Source organism: Plantactinospora sp. WMMB782, assembly GCF_049179135.1.
In the GTDB taxonomy this organism is placed as follows: Bacteria; Actinomycetota; Actinomycetes; order Mycobacteriales; family Micromonosporaceae; genus Plantactinospora.
The window spans coordinates 3,171,845-3,186,614 of the sequence record NZ_JBMHMC010000007.1 but is presented as its reverse complement, the minus strand read 5'-3'; the positions used below and the strand labels follow the sequence as shown (position 1 = coordinate 3,186,614).

Annotated in this window: 15 protein-coding genes and 1 tRNA gene; 10 read left to right on the top strand and 6 right to left on the bottom strand. The window is 68.4% G+C overall.

What is annotated here, in order from left to right; all coding sequences use genetic code 11:
• Positions 1-7 precede the first annotated feature (7 nt).
• Together ACN28A_RS16600 and ACN28A_RS16595 are read left to right on the top strand one after the other, a co-directional pair.
• Complete coding sequence (locus ACN28A_RS16600) at positions 8-526, top strand: MSMEG_6728 family protein (protein ID WP_421396277.1); 519 nt, start codon at positions 8-10, stop codon at positions 524-526.
• Entirely contained in the window at positions 526-2,022 is a 1,497-nt protein-coding gene (locus tag ACN28A_RS16595; protein ID WP_421396275.1) for a hydroxysqualene dehydroxylase, read from the top strand. The genes ACN28A_RS16600 and ACN28A_RS16595 overlap by 1 nt, the downstream gene beginning before the upstream one ends.
• A gap of 138 nt (positions 2,023-2,160) precedes the next feature.
• Here ACN28A_RS16595 and ACN28A_RS16590 read toward each other — a convergent pair whose 3' ends face one another.
• Positions 2,161-2,403 (bottom strand): hypothetical protein, encoded by a 243-nt coding sequence (locus tag ACN28A_RS16590; RefSeq protein ID WP_421396274.1) that lies wholly within the window; start codon positions 2,401-2,403, stop codon positions 2,161-2,163.
• Between the two features lie 78 nt (positions 2,404-2,481).
• Positions 2,482-3,672 carry an L-2-hydroxyglutarate oxidase gene (lhgO, locus tag ACN28A_RS16585; protein WP_421396273.1) on the bottom strand — a complete coding sequence of 397 codons (1,191 nt, stop codon included), beginning with the start codon at positions 3,670-3,672 and terminating at the stop codon, positions 2,482-2,484.
• A 278-nt stretch (positions 3,673-3,950) separates the two neighbouring features.
• On the opposite strand from lhgO, the gene ACN28A_RS16580 reads away from it, so the two are divergent.
• Positions 3,951-4,259, top strand: a complete 309-nt coding sequence (locus ACN28A_RS16580; RefSeq protein ID WP_278065575.1) for a hypothetical protein — start codon at positions 3,951-3,953, stop codon at positions 4,257-4,259.
• Positions 4,260-4,309: 50 nt separating this feature from the next.
• Entirely contained in the window at positions 4,310-4,939 is a 630-nt protein-coding gene (locus ACN28A_RS16575; protein ID WP_421396271.1) for a hypothetical protein, read from the top strand.
• 283 nt (positions 4,940-5,222) lie between these two features.
• On the opposite strand, the gene ACN28A_RS16570 is transcribed toward ACN28A_RS16575, so the two are convergent.
• A complete protein-coding gene (locus ACN28A_RS16570) occupies positions 5,223-5,693 on the bottom strand; it encodes an NUDIX domain-containing protein (protein ID WP_421396270.1) in 471 nt (156 codons plus the stop codon).
• Positions 5,690-6,409: an XRE family transcriptional regulator gene (locus ACN28A_RS16565; protein ID WP_421404442.1), complete on the bottom strand. Its 720-nt coding sequence runs from the start codon at positions 6,407-6,409 to the stop codon at positions 5,690-5,692. The genes ACN28A_RS16570 and ACN28A_RS16565 overlap by 4 nt, the downstream gene beginning before the upstream one ends.
• 254 nt (positions 6,410-6,663) lie before the next feature.
• On the opposite strand from ACN28A_RS16565, the gene ACN28A_RS16560 reads away from it, so the two are divergent.
• From ACN28A_RS16560 to ACN28A_RS16540, 5 genes are all read left to right on the top strand, one after another.
• The gene (locus ACN28A_RS16560) at positions 6,664-6,801 is read left to right on the top strand and encodes a hypothetical protein (RefSeq protein ID WP_421396268.1); all 138 of its coding nucleotides are present in this window, start codon (positions 6,664-6,666) and stop codon (positions 6,799-6,801) included.
• A 5-nt stretch (positions 6,802-6,806) separates the two neighbouring features.
• On the top strand, positions 6,807-7,076 hold the full coding sequence (locus ACN28A_RS16555) for a hypothetical protein (protein ID WP_421396267.1): 270 nt from the start codon (positions 6,807-6,809) through the stop codon (positions 7,074-7,076).
• A gap of 425 nt (positions 7,077-7,501) precedes the next feature.
• On the top strand, positions 7,502-8,665 hold the full coding sequence (locus ACN28A_RS16550; protein ID WP_421396266.1) for a DUF262 domain-containing protein: 1,164 nt from the start codon (positions 7,502-7,504) through the stop codon (positions 8,663-8,665).
• A complete protein-coding gene (locus ACN28A_RS16545) occupies positions 8,656-10,116 on the top strand; it encodes an ATP-dependent nuclease (protein ID WP_421396264.1) in 1,461 nt (486 codons plus the stop codon). Before ACN28A_RS16550 ends, ACN28A_RS16545 begins: the two co-directional genes overlap by 10 nt.
• A 768-nt stretch (positions 10,117-10,884) precedes the next feature.
• Positions 10,885-11,046, top strand: a complete 162-nt coding sequence (locus ACN28A_RS16540; protein WP_421396262.1) for a hypothetical protein — start codon at positions 10,885-10,887, stop codon at positions 11,044-11,046.
• A gap of 323 nt (positions 11,047-11,369) precedes the next feature.
• Here ACN28A_RS16540 and ACN28A_RS16535 read toward each other — a convergent pair.
• Positions 11,370-11,446, bottom strand: a tRNA-Thr gene (locus ACN28A_RS16535).
• Positions 11,447-11,774: 328 nt separating this feature from the next.
• On the opposite strand from ACN28A_RS16535, the gene ACN28A_RS16530 reads away from it, so the two are divergent.
• Positions 11,775-12,866: an ABC transporter ATP-binding protein gene (locus tag ACN28A_RS16530; protein ID WP_421396261.1), complete on the top strand. Its 1,092-nt coding sequence runs from the start codon at positions 11,775-11,777 to the stop codon at positions 12,864-12,866.
• 171 nt (positions 12,867-13,037) lie between these two features.
• Here the strand turns inward: ACN28A_RS16530 and ACN28A_RS16525 are convergent, their stop codons facing one another.
• Positions 13,038-14,618, bottom strand: a complete 1,581-nt coding sequence (locus ACN28A_RS16525) for a right-handed parallel beta-helix repeat-containing protein (RefSeq protein ID WP_421396259.1) — start codon at positions 14,616-14,618, stop codon at positions 13,038-13,040.
• Positions 14,619-14,770 lie beyond the last annotated feature (152 nt).

Here is a 14,770-nt window from a genome sequence, read left to right as displayed (position 1 = left end):
CAGCCCGATGCAGACCTTCCTGCCGTATCCGGACTTCGGGGAGACCGCTCGGAGTCTCGACCAGTTGCGGCTGGGCAAGCAGCGGGTCGAGACGATCCAGGTGCTGCGCGGCCTGGTCCGCCCCGGCTACGGCTGGCGGCACCATCCGGCGGTGAAGATGTGGGCCGGCTACGAGGAGGCACTGGTCCGGTACGGCCTCGACATCTGCGCCGAGTGGGTCTCGACCGGCCGGGCCGACACCTGCGCCGCCACCCTGGTCGCCGACCTCGCCGCCGCCTGCGGCCTGACCGGGGTACGCCGGCAGCCCGAGCTTTCCGCCGCCGGTGAGCTGCCGCCCTGGATCGGCCGGGAGGACCTGCACCTGAGTCACCGCTCCTCGCTGCTGCGCAAGGATCCGGTGCACTATGGACCGATCTTCGGCGACGTGCCGGAGGTGCCGTACGTCTGGCCCACCTCGGACCGCCCACCGAGCTGCCGCCCGCCGTCCCCACAGTCCCCGCCGTCCCCGCCCTCCGTGGAGTCCTGATGCGGCGGCCAGTAAAGCCGGCCGGCCCGGGGCAGGTCCGGCAGCCCACCGAGGCGCTTGTCGTCGGTGGCGGGGTCGCGGGCATCTCGGCGGCGGTCGTGCTCGCCGAACGGGGTGTCCGGGTCACGGTGCTGGAGGCGCGTCCCCGGCTCGGCGGCCGGCTCGACACCCGGCCGGAGACGCTGGCCGACGGCACGGTCACGCCGGTCGACCACGGTTTCCACGCCTTCTTCCGGCAGTACTACAACCTGCGCTCGATCCTGCGCCGGATCGACCCGGCGCTGGCGCTGCTCCGGCCGGTACCCGGCTATCCGGTGCTGCACGCCGACTGGCCGGCGGAGGACTTCGGCCGGCTGCCGGCGAAACCGCCGTGGAACCTGCTCGCCCTGCTGGCCCGCAGCCCCAGCCTGCGCCTGGCCGACCTGCGCCGGATGGACGGCCGGGCCGCCCTGCCCCTGCTCGCCTACCACCCCCGGCACACGTTCGCCGACCTCGACGACACCAGCGCCGCGGAGCTGCTCGACGCGCTCCGGCTGCCGGACCGGGCCCGGGCGATGCTCTTCGAGGTCTTCTCGCACTCGTTCTTCAACCACGAGGCCGACCTCTCGGCGGCGGAACTGCTGGCCAACTTCCACTTCTACTTCCTCGGCAACCCGGAAGGGCTCGGCTTCGACGCCCCGGACCGGGACTACGAGTCGGCGATCTGGACGCCGCTCGCCGCGCATCTGCGCCGGCACGGCGCCCGGATCCTGCTCGGGCAGCCGGTGACGTCGGTGCTGCCCGACGGCGACGGCTGGCGGCTGGAGACCGCCAGCGGAGGGTCGCACCGGGCCCGGGACGTGGTGCTGGCGCTGGACCCGCCGGCCCTGGCCGCGCTGCTGGCCGGCTCGCCGGAGCTGGCCGCGCGGGCACCGGTACTCGCCGGGCGGGTGGCCCGGTCCGGCACCGGGCCGCCGTACTCGGTCGCCCGGTACTGGCTGGCCGGCGACGTCGCCCCGGACCGGGCGGTGTTCAGCGGGGTGTCCCGGCAGGCCACCCTCGACTCGGTCACCCTCTACCACCGGCTGGAGGCGGAGTCCCGCCGCTGGGCCGCCCGCACCGGCGGATCGGTACTGGAACTGCACGCGTACGCCTGCCCGGCGGACGTGCCCGCGCCGGAGCTGGCCCGGCGGATGCTGGCCGAGCTGGCCGGGCTCTGGCCCGAGGTGGCCGACCTGCCGGTCCGCGACAGGCGCTGCCGGGTCGAGCGGCAGGCCCCGGCGTTCCGGCCGGGCCGCTCGGCCGACCGGCCCGGTGTGCTCACCGACGCGGACCGGCTCTACCTGGCCGGTGACGGGATCGGGACCGAGCTGCCCAGCGCACTGCTGGAACGGGCCGCCCTGACCGGCATCCTCGCCGCCAACCACATCCTCCGGCGGGCCGGCGCCGGCACCGAACCGGTCCGCACCATCCGCCGGTACGGCCTGCTGGCCGGCCGGCGCCCAACCGGCCGCTGACCAGCCAGCCGCCCGCCAGCCGGCCGCCCGCCAGCCGGCCGCCCACCAGCCGGCCGCCCACCAGCCGGCCGCCCACCAGCCGGCCGCCCACCAGCCGGCCGCTGGCCCGGCGCCGCCGGCGCCGTGCCGCCTGGGGTTTCAGCGCTCGCCGCCGCCGACGGCGGCCCAGCCGACGGCGGCCAGGCAGATCAACAGGACGATGCCACCACGGCTGGTAGCGATCCGGGTCATCGTCCACGCGGTCGCGCGGAGCCCGGGCAGGCTGGCCCGGGTCTTGCGGTAGTCCGTCCAGGCCCGCCGGGCCACCGCGTACGCGACCCCCGCGAACAGGCCGAACGCGACACCGACCAGCAGCACGGCGACGGGTACGGGGCGCTCCACCAGGCCAGTGTCATCGTTCGCGGTCGATGATCACCATCACTCGATCCGGTGACGGAACGTGATGACGGCGGAGGATGGTCAGCGGTCGACCGGGAGCCGGTCGACGATGTGCCGGGCGATCTCGAACGAGCTGGTCGCGGCCGGGGACGGTGCGTTGAGGACGTGCACCTGCCGGTCCGCCTCGACGATCAGGAAGTCGTCGAGCAACGTGCCGTCCGGGCGTACCGCCTGGGCGCGTACGCCGGCGCCGGCCGGGACGATGTCGGACCCGGTCAGCTCCGGCACCAGCCGGGCCAGGCTGGCGGCGAAGCGCCTGCGGGACAGTGACCGGGCCATCTCGGTCAGCCCGTACCGGTAGTGCCGGCGGGCCAGCGCCCGCAGGCCGGAGTAGCCGACCTGTTCCCAGACGTCGCGCGGATCGAACCGCCGCCACGAGTACCCCTCCCGGGCGGTGGCCAGCACCGCGTTCGGACCGGCGTGCACGGTCCGGTCGACCGTGCGGGTCAGGTGTACGCCGAGGAACGGGAACTGCGGGTCGGGCACCGGATAGATCAGTCCACGGACCAGGTGCCGCCGCTGCGGGACCAGCTCGTGGTACTCGCCCCGGAACGGCACTATCCGGGCCGGCGGATCGATGCCGGCCAGCCGGGCGAGCCGGTCGGCGTGCAACCCGGCGCAGTTCACGAGTACGTCGCCGGTGACCTCGCCCGCGTCGGTCCGCACCACCAGCTCGCCGGGTCGGGCCCGGATCCCGGTGACCCGGGTGCGCAGCCGCAACTCGGCGCCGCTGTCGGCGAGGAGTTCGGCGAGCCGCCGGCAGACCGCGCCGAAGTCGACGATCCCGGTCGAGGCGACCCGCAGCGCGGCGACGGCGGCGACGTGCGGCTCGTACTCGGCCGCCTCGATCGGGTCGACAAGGGTCACCGGCAGGCCGTTGTCGACCGCCCGCTCGTGCAGGGCGTGCAGCCGGGGCAGTTCGGCCGGTTCGGTGGCGACGATCAGCTTGCCGCAGACCTCGTACGGCAGTCCCTGCTCCGCGCAGAACCGCACCATCGAGGCGCTGCCGGCCCGGCACAGGCTCGCCTTCAGGCTGCCCGGCCGGTAGTAGACCCCGGCGTGGATCACCCCGGAGTTGTGGCCGGTCTGGTGTGCGGCCCAGCCGGACTCCTTCTCCAGCACGGCCACGGTGTCCCGGGGCCGCTCGGTACGCAGCCGGTGCGCCACCGCGAGCCCGAGGATCCCGCCGCCCACGATCACGTACCTGGTCATCCGCGCTCCCCGGCCGGTGGCATCGGGCCGATGGTATGCGTCGGTTCACCACCGGCGTCCGCCGTGACCACACCCTCCGGCGCGGGTCCGGACAGGACACTGTCGGGTTGCCGACTGATCTACCCCCGATCCGGCGACTCGCTACAAATATCAGTACTAGTCTGGATCGCCCCAATTCAGAGAACTATTCGCAACGGGAGGTCCGATGCTGACCTGTGTGCGGCAGCGGCCGGCGGAATCGTGGTCGACCCGGAACGGGCAGTACGGCGAGCTGGCGTGTGGATGAACTGGCACGACTCCTCCCGTCCGGCGGGCTCGGTGCCGTCGGCGTCGGAGGCCTGCTCGTCATGATCGTGTCGTACCTGCTGAACGCCAACCGGGCCGACCGCAAGGAGTACCAGGAGGCGATCGACCGGGCGGAGCGACGCGCGGACGACGCCGCCCGCCGGACCGACGCCGCCGAGCATCGGGCGGAGGAGCTGCAACAGGCCGTCGACGAAGCCCGCCGAGCGCGCCGGGCCGCCGAGGACGCCCTCGCGATCGTCGAACGCGAGCTGAACCGCTACCGCCCGGACCGCCCGGCGTAGCCCGACCAAGGTGCCGGCCCGACACCCCGGCGCGGCGAGGAGACGACGCGATGTCCGAGGAGACGGAAACCTTCCGCCGCCGGATGGACCGGCGCATCCGGCGGCGACTCGTCATCGTGGTGGTGGCGACCGCGCTGATCGCGGCAGCCGCCGGCTGGGGCTGGGCCCGGCTCGACCGGCAAGCCACGGTGGAACAGCGCCGTGCGGCGACCGCCGTCTCCGGCGCCGAACAGCTCTGCCAGCAGGTACGCCAACTCGGCGGGGAATGCGTGGTCGACCCCGCCGAACTGCGCGGCGCCCCCGGGCCGGCCGGGCCGGCCGGGCCACCGGGACCACCGGGGTTGCCCGGCCGGGACGGCGACCCCGGCGACCCCGGCCCGCCCGGCCCGCCCGGTGCGCCGGGTGCGCCGGGTGCGCCGGGACCGCCGGGACCGCCCGGCCCGGACGGCGGGCCCGGTGCCGCCGGCCCGGAGGGGCCGACCGGTCCAGAGGGGCCGACCGGCCCGGAAGGGCCGGCTGGTCCGGAGGGCCCGGCCGGGCCGTCCGGTGAGCCCGGTCCGCCGGGCCCGAACTGCCCGGTCGGTACGAGCCTGCTGACCGTCACCGTGGTCACCCCGGACGGACCACGGGAGATCACCGCCTGCGTCGTCACACCGACGCCGCAGAGCCGTACCCGGTAGGGCCCGCCCGGCTCGTCGCCCGAGCCCTGTTCCGACAGCGGGAGGATCAGGTAAGAGGGGGCCTTCTACTGAGCCACCTGTTCCCGATGGTCATTTGGATGTACTCGAATCCCACGCGGCGGATCTCCGCTGCACTATCGAACAGGTGATGAACGATGCGGATCGCAATCGTCGTCGGGCGCCAGCTCCGGCATCGGGCAGAGTGCGGCGGTGCAACTCGCCAGCCGGGGCACGGGCGTCGTAGTGACCTACCGCGGCAAACCGGCGGGCGACGGGGTGCCCGTCAGCCGATGTGCGGCCCTCCACCGTCCAACCAGTGTCCGATCCGCAGCCGCACCGACTCGTGCATGCGAAGGTCGACGACGGCGGCCGGATCGAACCAGGCGACCTCGGTGGACTCGGCACTGACCGCCAGATTGCCGCCAACCGGGCGGGCGGTGAACGCAACCACGAATTCCTGCCGCACCTCGCCATCGGCGTACGCGATGACGTGCCGAGGGTCGGTGTAGATCCCGAGGATGCCGGTCAGCTCGACGTCGAGCCCAGTCTCCTCCCGGACCTCCCGCACCACGGCGGCGCCGAGCGTCTCACCGAGTTCCATCGTGCCGCCCGGCAGTGACCAGTTCCCGGAGTCCGCCCGCCGTTGCAGCAGCAACCGCCCCTGTTCATCGACAACCACGGCCGCACCACCGGGAACCAACGAGGTAGCTGCCGGGGCCGACGGGTCGTCGAAGTAGTCCACCCTTCGGCTCACCGGCTGACCTCGCGCATCTGTACCGTTTCCCAGACCTGTAGGAACTGCTCGGCAAAGGTCTCGAAGATACCGAAGGCGGACAGCCGACGCAGGTGCAGGGCGGGATGCTGATAGCCGCGGTACCGGAACAGGTGCGGAGTGGCGATGGCCTGGTTGTCGAACCGAAACCAGGAGTTGTAGAGATGGACTGTGTGGGTGCCGACCTGCACGCCGTCGACATCGGCGATGCGGCCGAGCATCGTGAACGCGTTCCGGATCCTGCCCGACAGGGTCCCGCCGAGTTGCTCCAGCTCGTCACGCTCCTGGACGTGGTCACAGTCCGGGTCGGCGAGCGCGATCCGGACTCGGCAGTCGGCCGCGCACTTCTCGGCGATCAGGTCATGAACCCGCGGCGTCATCTCGAACACGAACGGCGCGGCGTACCCGAGGATGTCGATCTGGTCCCGGGCCCCGGTCAGCAGTCCGACCCACAGGTCAGTGGGCACGTCGGCACGGTGTGCGTACGCCGACACCACCTCGCCGGTTGACGCGAACCCGGGCGCCTGGTCCGGCCGGGACGTCGGCCAGAGCGCGGCCTCCTCCTCGCCGAGCGCTTCGGCCACGGCGAGCCGGTTACGCCGATGCGGTACCCGGCCGCCGATCCACCGATCGATGGTCTTGCTATCTACCCCGAGTCGCTGGCCAAGCGCGGCAGAGTCGAATTCGGCCCTCAGCATGGCAGCCCGCAGCCTGTCGTTTACCGTCACGACGGTACGGTATCGGGACGATTTCGAAGAGTCAAAACGTCTCCCAAACCGTCCTACGCGCCGTTCAACCGTCCCTTCGCTCTCCGTAGCGTCCGCATCACGGGCGCCGGTCGGTTGAACAGGCCAAACGCCCCGCCGGTCCGGGCATGGCCCCGTCTCCGCCCGGACCGGTACCAGATATCCGCCCAGTGAGCGGCGCTCCGTGACCTGTACTCCGGAGCGCCGTGGCGTACCCGGAGGAGGCAATCGTGATCATGTGGCGTACCCGCGGCTGGATCTGGAACCGGATCAACCAGGTCAAGGATTACCGCTGGGATCCCATCCGGCAGCGGTGGGTGCGAGTGGCAGGGCCGGACCGGTGACGTCGATGTTCGACGGCTGGTCGACCACGCTGGAGGATCTAACCGCCCGTCGATTTCTGCACATGCACCGCAATGGCGCCCGGTGCTGGCAGTGCGACACCGACGGCCGCTGCCGCTTCCTCACCTGGGCAGTCGACTACTTCGCCCAGGCCGGCAACCCGATCCCCGGGCAGGCCACGGAGATCCTGGCCCGCGCGTGCCACCCCGACCAAGTGTCGGCCACCGAACTCCGCCAGGTGGCGCAGGATCTGCGGGGACGGGTCGGCAATGACTGACACGACGGTGTGCATGCCGAGCCGTCGCTCGGTTTGCCTCTCGATCGGGCTCACCGACGTTCGTGCAGGTGGGAGGGTTTGGAGCCACGGTCGGACTCGAACCCACGACCGCTCGCTTACAAGCTCGGTATGCTGCTGCCGCGCGCGTTCAGCGATGGCTGCGCGCTCGAGGCTTCGTCCGCGCCAGCGCTTCCTAGTCTGCCGTCGGCCGGCGGTGTTGCTGTCAGCATTGCTGTCGCAGTCCTTCGCCGATGATCCGGGCCGATCGCCGCTATGGTTTGAGGGTCGAAGGCTCAGCTGTGGGACATGAGCTGGCTCCCGGCGAGCGACTGGCCAGCTACGTCTAGACATCAGGCTTGCCCTGATTAAGGATGTCCGCAGGGCTTCCTTTGGCTCGCTTGCTTAGGACGGATGGACTGCGGACCTTGAGATTCCAGACGAGTGATCCCGACATCGCAACGATCTTTCGCCGCATCGAGCGAAAGACAATCGACTTGCAGCCTGACTTCCAGCGCGGCGAGGTCTGGAGCACCACTAAGAAGCAGAGACTAATCGATACTATTCTTCGCCGTTGGCATGTGCCGCCCATACATCTGGTCGCAAAGGGCGAGGGCAAGTTCGATGTCCTAGACGGGCAACAGCGCCTCACCGCAATCCGAGACTTCATGCAGGGACTATTTACGGTAGACGGCTTTATCGAACCCGTCGTCCCGGACTTTGCAGAACTAGACGGGTTACGGTTCGCGCAGCTCCCTACAGGTGTCCAAGATGAGCTTGAGTCCTTTGCGATACGAGTCTTCGAGCTTCACGACTACACACCGGAAGAGCCTCACGAACTCTTCTTCCGATTGAACCAACCGATGACCCTCACCGAGGCAGAAAAGCGGAACGCCTTCGTGGGAGCCGCCAGGAACCAAGTGAAAGACTTGGTGGAGTGGGCTGGAACGAAAGGCATGACGGCCCAGCGCCTGGGATTTTCGAACGCGCGAATGGCGTACGATGACCTGCTCGCCCGATTCCTACTCACGCTAGAACAGGGCCGCCTCACCGAAAAAGTGACAGCACTGAGAATCACGACCCGGTATAGAGAGAAGGACCCCTTCTCTACGCCGATTGTGAGCCTCGCAACTCAAGCGCTCGACTACTTCCTTAACCTCGATCTTCTAAACCACACCGAGCGCCGACTGAAATGGAACAAGGCTACCGTTCACACCTGGCTTTGCCTCGCAGCAAAGCTGATCAAGGAAGATCTCCTTTTCGAGCTAGGCCCAGCGCCGTCTCAGACCATCGATCAGGTAGAAAGCTGGCGGGGTGCGCGGTTGCATGGCCGGAGCGTCTATAACGTTCCACTAGCCGTCTTCCATGACCGCGCGACAGCCCGAGTGGCTGATGTGTCGTCCGTAGTGCTACGCGATCTCACCGCTTGGATGGTGCTCTATCGCGCTGAGCCTGGCCTCAGTGGCAGACGGCCTTTTCTTGCGCCGCTCGAGGACGCTTGGCGCATTATTAACCGAACAGGTGATGACGCCGACCGAGAGCTAGCGTCATTTAGCGTGGCAGCACGCTGGGGTGACTCGGGATGGTTCTGAGATTCATAGAACGACGGCATCAAATTGCAAAGCTCACAAAACGGGAGTATACTACTTTCCTCACCGTCGGCACTTTCATCACCACAGCCGGCCTAACCCAGACTCTCTCATTTTCGCCGGGCATCAGCGTGGTGTCCGGCGGAAACGGCGCAGGTAAGTCGACCCTCCTCGGTGCCGCCTGGAGGTGCCTTACCGGACTAGAACCCCAAGAAGGGTCAACGGTTCCGGGTGTACCTGCGTGGCTAGGTGAACTGCGGATTTCGGGAACACACGCTGGCGTTCCCTTCGAGGCTGAATTTTACGTTGATTCAGGGAGCAAGAACTCGACGTTCCCATCGTCCGTCTTCTACATCGACCCTGCAGCGGAGACCGAAGAGGTGCTGAGGCACTTCAGGTCCGACCCGCAGTCTTCCGATCTGCTCGAGGGGGTTGACCCAGCCTCTTTTGACAGCAATCAACTCCAATCACTCGCATATATTCTTCGCAGAGAATATTCCGAGTTTCTCGTCTACGAGGTTACAGCATTCAGCGCAGACGACACTCCGTTTCCGTACTTTGAAGTCACGTCGATGGGTAAGCGATACACATTGCAGCAAATGGGACGCGGGGAACTTGTCGCGGCTTACCTTTTATGGAGGCTGCAAGAACTTCCGTCCGGAGCCGTAGTATTGCTCGAGGAACCGGAAAGCCATCTCGCAGCTTTTTCCCAAGACAAGCTGGTGGATACGATCGTCTCGATCGTGGTCGAACGCGACCTCTGTGTAGTCGTCTCTAGTCACTCCCCCGGCTTCTTCCAGAAGCTTCCCGCCGAGCACGTTGTCCTAGTGTCATCGTTGCCTTCCCCATCCATCTACTGTGGATTATCAACCTCAGAACTAGCTAATCACCTTGGCGTCCAACCCCGCACCGCTGCGGTAGTCCTAGTTGAGGACCAAGTTGCAGCTGAGTTCTTCCATGCGATCCTGTCGGCGTTAGATCGCGACGCTCTTCGGCATCTCGATGTGAGAGCCGTCGCGAGTGGTCAGTCAGGTGTAAAGCGGATTGTCAGCGAGGTCTCTAGTAGTGTCTCTGATCAGGTTCGCATTCTTGGGGTTCTTGACGGCGATCAACGCCCTCGGAGCGCGCAAACATCTGCAGGAAAGATCGGTTATCTCGTAGGTGACTCCGCACCCGAGGTCCTACTGCGAGAGACCATCAACCGTTGGCGTTTAGGCGAGTACGCTGATTGGAGTTCTCCGCTGCCAGGTGGGAACGGGGGTCTGCGGTTGTGTCTTGAGCGCCTTGATGGGCGAGACCTGCACGACTGGATGTTCGAGCTGGCGGAGGAGTTCGGAGGACTTCGCCCAACCGTTCGTGCGATAACAGAACTAGTTCTTCGAGATCCATCGCTGAAGACTCAGTGTGAAGACATGGTTACTTGGTTGCGGTCTCAAGGAAGACTTCCTAGCTGAGGAGCTCGTCAACGGGATCGAATTGGATGTTCTGCTTGTCCGAAGATAAAATGGTATGGGTGTACCGTCAGCGTCGAAGAACTCCTCGCTTAGTGCGACGAAGATTGCAGCGGCGAGATTACGAGGCTGTGACGCCGGCCCCACTGGGACTTTCATCTTTTACCCTCCAGCACAAATAGCTACAGAGGACCAATCTTGCCTCAGAGGGTGCTTGAGAAGTGATCTCGGTTGTCGTTGGCGTGGTCGGCAGGTAGGTCTATGTCGATCGGTTGGCTTGGCAGATCGTTGCGAGGTGATGGTTTCGGACTGCGATGAGCTCGATCATGTATCGGTCGAGTAGCAGGGCTTCCGTGAGCCGGCCGAGTAGGCCGTACGTTGCGGCGAAGTCGGAGGGCCGTCGCATAGCGACGCGAAGCGCCCTGAGGTCGAAGGGGCGGCCCCGCATCCCCACCACAACCGGCGGTGACCCGCCCTACGGCGTAGCGGCGCGACGGCCACCGCGCCCCGGCCGGCTGCCGGCCCAGAACCGTCAACCACTCTCTGCGCTATCGCCTGCGGCGGCCCCGGGGCTTCCCGCTCTCCGTGCCAGCCGACGGGCGTTGGCGTGGCCGGCGCGGAGCGACAGCGGAGCGACGGACGCGCGCCGAGGCGGCGGCGGGTGCGGCCTGTTGCGGGCCGCCTTGAAGACGTACAGAAATTTCAACCCCTCTCGCCGGCTGCCGGCAGCCGGTGTCGTGCCCCCGGGTAGAGGACGAGGGCGCGCTACAGGTGCAGCAGACGGCTCAGCGAATCGTCGGGCATCTCCACATCCTGGATGCGACGGCCGAGAAATCCGAAGCGGTGCTCCCACTACCCAAGGTGATCTGGCGCGCCCCGCTGGAACACCAGGAGCGCCAGCAAGCCGAGCCGGTCGCCCTGGCCGAGGTCTGAGAGGAACCCGGCTTCGCCTTCCCCTTTCAGCGGGTTACCCCGATCGAGCCGAGCATCCTGAGCCACGCATTCGCCCGGCTCCGGGAGACCGCCGGGCTGCCCGGCGTCGGCCTCCACGCTGGAGTTGGGCGTCCCGCCGCACATCGTGCAGGCCATCGCCCGGCATGCCGACGTGAAGATCACTCTCAAGGTCTACGCTCACGCCAACCTTGACGCCATGCGGCAGGCGCTCGACATGCGGCTGTCATGGCCGACCCTGCTGTCAGCGCTGCTGTCAGCGCGGCCGACCGGACGGGCTCCCGTCGTGGACTGCCCCGTGGAGTTGGAGCCCCCGGCCGGGCTCGAACCGGCGACATCTCGCTTACAAGGCGAGTGCTCTGGCCAACTGAGCTACAGGGGCGCGATGTTCGTGGTCAGCATAGCCACAGATGCCCTCTTAGCACGTGCGGCGCGGATTCCGATAGCCGACACCGGGCAGTGCCGGCAGGGCTTGCGGGGTGGACCATGCCCAGATGCCCGAAATGTTCGTCAGATGCGTCCCAGGAATGCCGCCCCACCTTGGCACATGAGAAAAACCCGTTTACCGTGGCGTGACGCGGATGACAACCGGGGGCCGGCCACGGCTGCACCCGGGCGCCATCCACGCCACCGGTGCGGGCTTCCGCGCCGGTCGTTCTTTCACTCGGATCGTCCGGCACGTTCCTGCCGGTGGAAGGAAGCGCTACACCATGGCTACGGTCACCTACTCGAAGGCCACCCGGATCTACCCGGGTACCGAGCGCCCAGCGGTCGACCACCTCGACCTGGAGATCGGCGACGGCGAGTTCCTCGTCCTGGTCGGCCCCTCCGGCTGCGGTAAGTCCACCAGCCTCCGGATGCTCGCCGGGCTGGAGGACGTCGACGACGGCTCGATCTACATCGACACCCGCGACGTCACCCACCTGCCGCCGAAGGCCCGCGACATCGCGATGGTCTTCCAGAACTACGCGCTCTACCCGCACATGACGGTCTACGAGAACATGGCGTTCGCGCTCAAGCTCCGCAAGACCTCGAAGTCGGAGATCGACCGGCGGGTCAAGGAAGCCGCCGCGCTGCTCCAGCTGGAGGAGTACCTCAGCCGCAAGCCGAAGGCGCTCTCCGGTGGTCAGCGCCAGCGGGTCGCGATGGGCCGGGCGATCGTCCGCGAGCCCCAGGTCTTCCTGATGGACGAGCCGCTGTCCAACCTGGACGCCAAGCTCCGGGTACAGACCCGTACCCAGATCGCGACGTTGCAGGCCAAGCTCGGCGTCACCACCGTCTACGTCACGCACGACCAGGTCGAGGCGATGACCATGGGCCACCGGGTGGCGGTCATGCTGGACGGCGTGCTCCAGCAGGTCGACACCCCGCGTGAGCTCTACGACAGCCCGGCCAACGTCTTCGTCGCCGGCTTCATGGGCTCCCCGGCCATGAACATCAAGACCGTGCCGCTCACCGAGAGCGGTGCCCTCTTCGCCGAGATGACCGTGCCGCTGACCCGCGAGCAGGTGGCGGCGGCCCAGGCCGAGGGCGGCAACGGCAAGGTCACCGTCGGCTTCCGTCCGGAGGACTGCGACCTGGTCTCGCAGACCGAGGGCGGCCTGCCGCTGGTCGTCGAGCTGGTCGAGGACCTGGGCTCGGACGCGAACGTGTACGGCCACGCCGCGATCGACGGCGCCTCGGAGCGGTTCGTGGTGCGGACCGACCGCCGGCACATGCCGAACATGGGCGACACCGTCTACGTGAAGCCGCGTACCGGCCGGAACCACGCCTTCAACGCCGTCACCGGCAACCGGATCTGATCCGGCAGCAGCACAAACCGCGTCGGGGCGGTCGCTTCTCGTCGGAAGCGACCGCCCCGAGCGTTTCCACCGGACCTCCCGCCCGGCGTCGCGGTGTCGGCCGAGGTCGGCGGGCCCCGATTCAGGTCCCGGCGGGGGCGGGCCGATCAGGTCACGGCGGAGCGGCCCGGGTCAGAGGCCGATCCGGCCGGTACCGGCACCGCTGGTCACGATCGACTTCACGCTGCTGGCGCCGTCGAGCTGGTACGGGTACGGAATCCCGGCCACACTCCCGCCACCGCTCTGCGGCGATCCGGAGCCGACGAAGTGGTTGTTCCGCTGCACGATCGCCCCGGGGTCGGAGTCGGCGTACCCGACCAGGGTCGGCTCGTCGACGTTCTCGAAGTAGTTTCCCTCGACCAGCACCCCGGCGCCCATCGTCGAGGCGACGCCGTACTCGTTGTCGTAGTAGTAGTTGTTGTAGACGTGCACCGGGTTGCCGAACCGGACCCGGGGATGCCGGGTCCCGGAGCCGTCGAACCAGTTGTGGTGGTACGTCACCCGCAGGTGCCCGACGTCCTGGCTGGCGTTGTCGTCGCTGTGCCCGAGCAGCATCGACTTGTCGTGGCCGTAGACCCGGTTCCAGGAGACGGTGACGAAGTCCGAGCCGCGCTTGATGTCGACCGCGCCGTCGTACCCGTCGGTGAAGCTGTTGTGGTCCACCCAGACGTTCGTGGCCCCGGTCTCGACGTTTATCGCGTCGTCGTCCCAGCCCCGGAAGTTGAGGTTGCGGATGATGACGTTGCGGTCGCCGTTGATCGTGAAGCCGCAGCCGGAGATGGTGGCGCCGGAGCCGACCCCGACGATCGTCTTGTTGGAGCGGACCCGGAGCATCCCGGAGCAGGAGATGGTGCCGGAGACCCGGATCACCGCCGCACTGCTGGAGCCGACCGCGCTGGTCAGCGCCGACGCGCTGGTCACCGTCGTGGCCGCGGCGTTGCCGCCGCCGGAGGTGCCGCCGTTCTGGGTGGCCCAGCCGACCAGCCCGGTCTGCGGCGGCAGCGTCGGACCCGTCGTCGGCGGTGTCGTCGGCTGGCCGGTCGGCGGCCGGGTGGTGGCCGTCGGCGGGTTGGTGGGCGGCTGCGAGCCGACCGTGTCCACGCTGACGTCGTCGTAGACGGCGCTGGCGTAGACGGTCACCAGGGCGATCCGGCCGGCGCTCTGCGCCGAGTTGCTGCCCGAGCCGACCTGGCTGCCGTTGACGAAGCCCTGGATCGAGCTGCCGTCGACCACCAGCCGCAGGGTGTACCAGCTGCCGGTGGTGACGGAGAGCGACGCCGAGCCGAGTACCGTGATCGAGCTGCCGTTGACCGCCTGCAACTCGGCCCGGTTCGCGTTGACCAGCGCCAGCCGGTACATCCGGGTGGCGCTGTTCACCCGCGCGGCGATCGCGACCAGGCGGTTCGAGCCGTTGAAGGACAACGGTTTGACCCGGGCCTGGACCTGGTAGTTCGTCCAGCCGGTGTCCCCGGCGAAGCCTCGGGCCAGTTCGCTGCCGGCGTTGCCCTGCCGGTAGCCGGGCGAGCCGTCGGTGACCACCGTCCAGTCGCCGCCGGACTTCGACCATCCGTCGGCGTTGCCGTCGTCGAAGTTGTCCGAGTACAGGGTGGCCGCCTGGGCCGGGCCGGGGATGATCCCGACGGTCAGCGCGACGGCCAGCAGGCCGGCACCGGCCGCGACCAGCAGGCCGCGACGCGTTCTTCTGTTCAGCACATCTTCCTCCGATGTCCGCCGCGCACGCTCGGTCGCGCGGCACGTGATGGTGGAGTGACGGCCACCGCGCCCCGGTGTCCGTCGTCTTCGCCGGGTCGGCCGTCGGCGTCAGACCGGGAGCCCGTCGGCGTCAGACCGGCAGCCCGTCGGCG

Bases quoted from the DNA above. Each gene is read 5' to 3' on its own strand.
- ACN28A_RS16600 (WP_421396277.1), top strand. From the start codon at position 8: ATGCAGACCTTCCTGCCGTATCCGGACTTCGGGGAGACCGCTCGGAGT.
- ACN28A_RS16595 (WP_421396275.1), top strand. From the start codon at position 526: ATGCGGCGGCCAGTAAAGCCGGCCGGCCCGGGGCAGGTCCGGCAGCCC.
- lhgO (WP_421396273.1), bottom strand. From the start codon at position 3,672: ATGACCAGGTACGTGATCGTGGGCGGCGGGATCCTCGGGCTCGCGGTG.
- ACN28A_RS16575 (WP_421396271.1), top strand. From the start codon at position 4,310: ATGTCCGAGGAGACGGAAACCTTCCGCCGCCGGATGGACCGGCGCATC.
- ACN28A_RS16565 (WP_421404442.1), bottom strand. From the start codon at position 6,409: ATGCTGAGGGCCGAATTCGACTCTGCCGCGCTTGGCCAGCGACTCGGG.
- ACN28A_RS16555 (WP_421396267.1), top strand. From the start codon at position 6,807: ATGTTCGACGGCTGGTCGACCACGCTGGAGGATCTAACCGCCCGTCGA.
- ACN28A_RS16545 (WP_421396264.1), top strand. From the start codon at position 8,656: ATGGTTCTGAGATTCATAGAACGACGGCATCAAATTGCAAAGCTCACA.
- ACN28A_RS16530 (WP_421396261.1), top strand. From the start codon at position 11,775: ATGGCTACGGTCACCTACTCGAAGGCCACCCGGATCTACCCGGGTACC.